General features: G+C 46.6%; 1 protein-coding gene. It reads left to right on the top strand.

Annotated elements, in window-relative coordinates; all coding sequences use genetic code 11:
- Positions 1-541 precede the first annotated feature (541 nt).
- The gene (locus QUA03_RS28765; protein WP_333217118.1) at positions 542-2,119 is read left to right on the top strand and encodes a reverse transcriptase domain-containing protein; all 1,578 of its coding nucleotides are present in this window, start codon (positions 542-544) and stop codon (positions 2,117-2,119) included.
- Positions 2,120-2,139 lie beyond the last annotated feature (20 nt).

The following is a 2,139-nucleotide window of genomic DNA, read 5'->3' as shown; positions in this document are numbered from 1 at the left end:
AGTGCGATTCGTTGAAACGTGAATCACGGTGAAAGCCCGTACATAACGTTTCCAGCCACAAGGCTGAACTCTCGGTCTGATAAGGGTGCAAGCCCCTTCTGCCAGACTCAGGTATGACTCCCTATCTGCCCACACCGACCGAGCTCGATTCTTGGAGAGTGAAGCTGGGAACAGGGCGCAACCAGACACCCAATGTGGGGTGACACTTGGCGCTAATGGGGGGTTCCAATGGTGAAACAGAGCCTAGAAAAGTAACTTAATCTAGAGCGGGACACAGACCAAAACTCCCGACTCCACTGGAGTTCATTCCCGCCGAATCACCTGTCTCAATATCGGCAAGAGTCCAGGGAATCCAGCAGTTAAATTGGCTCCACCTAAAGGAACAATCAATCACGCCCGAGGGAACGAAGAAAAACGAACTGAGGGTCAAGGGGAAGTCGAACTCTTTCGTAGGCTAGACGAGCAGCGGAACTCCCTTAGTTCGGGTAGGACAGACCGTAATTGGTCTGAGGTGTTCAGAAAACATAAGTAAGAGCAGCGCATGGTTAGACACAGCAGCAATGTTAGTGAATCTTGGAAGACGTTACCGTGGAAGAAATTCCGCCGTGATTTATTCCGCCTACAAAAACGAGTGTTTAAAGCGATTCAAGTTGGAGACAAGCAGAAAGCGAAGTCTCTTCAAAAGCTAATTCTGAAATCTCGGGCTGCAAGAATGTTGGCGATACGTCAAGTAACTCAACTAAATGCTGGCAAAAAGACTGCGGGAATCGATGGGATAGCCTCACTCACATTTGAGGAAAGGTTGGCTCTGAGTGAAGAACTCAGAGCCAAAAGTAACAACTGGAAACATCAGAAGTTACGTTCAATACCAATCCCAAAAAAGGATGGGAGTACCCGCCTCCTTAAGATACCTACTATCGCCGATAGAGCGTGGCAATGCCTCGCAAAATACGCGCTAGAGCCAGCACATGAAGCAACCTTCCACGCTCGTAGCTACGGATTCAGGACAGGGAGGTCAGCGCAGGACGCGCAGAAATTTCTTTTCCTAAATCTAAGCTCAAAAGCCCACGGAATATCCAAGCGAGTCATAGAACTCGATATCGAAAAATGCTTCGACAGGATAAGCCACAATAGCATTATGGAAAGACTCATCGCCCCATTAGGCATCAAGACCGGAATATTCCGGTGTCTAAAATCAGGAGTCAATCCAGGATTTCCAGAACAAGGAACCCCGCAAGGGGGCGTGGTAAGTCCATTATTAGCCAATATTGCTCTCAATGGGATTGAGGAAATACATCAATCAGTCCGTTACGCGGATGACATGGTAATAATTCTGAAGCCTAAAGATGATGCGAAGGCAATACTTGATAAAGTCAGCGAATTTCTGGCAGCACGAGGCATGAAGGTTAGTGAAAAGAAAACTAAGCTAACGGCTACGACAGATGGATTTGACTTCCTCGGTTGGCATTTCAAAGTGCAAAACAACGGGAAATTTAGATGCGTTCCATCAGCGGACAATTTTAAAGCGTTTCGTCAGAAGGTAAAACACATCGTTAACAACTCGAATTATGGTGCTACGGACAAGGCTGAGAAATTAGCCCCTGTAGTTAGAGGTTGGAGAAACTACCATCGCTACTGTAAGTTGGAAGGGTCACGGTTTTCACTGTGGTTCCTCAACAAGAGAGCCTTCAAGGTATTTAACAAGGAAGCAAAGCAGAATCGTTATACTGTCAAGAAATTGATAGAAAAAGCATTCCCGACGGTTCCTTACTCCGAAAACAAATTTGTCAATGTCAAAGGAGAGAAATCTCCCTACGACGGAGACATAGCCTACTGGAGTGAGCGTAACAGCAAACTCTATAACGGCGAAACCTCTAAAGCTTTAAAACGGCAACACCATAAATGTGGGGAATGTGGTTTAAAAATGCTAGGCGATGAAAGGATTCATCTGCACCACGTAGATGGATGTCACAGTAATTGGAAAATAAACAACCTTCTAGCGGTTCACGAAAGTTGCCACGATTATATCCACATGAGCAAAGCCGCAAGCCAAGAACATCGGGAGCCGGATGCGGGGAAACCAGCACGTCCGGATCTAACTGAGAGGTGCGGAGGATAATACCTCCCATCGACTCAAAC

Source organism: Microcoleus sp. S36b_A4, assembly GCF_036700645.1.
Lineage (GTDB): Bacteria > Cyanobacteriota > Cyanobacteriia > Cyanobacteriales > Microcoleaceae > Microcoleus.
The sequence above is the reverse complement of the archived record's forward strand: the minus strand, read 5'-3'. Positions and strand labels throughout refer to the sequence as shown.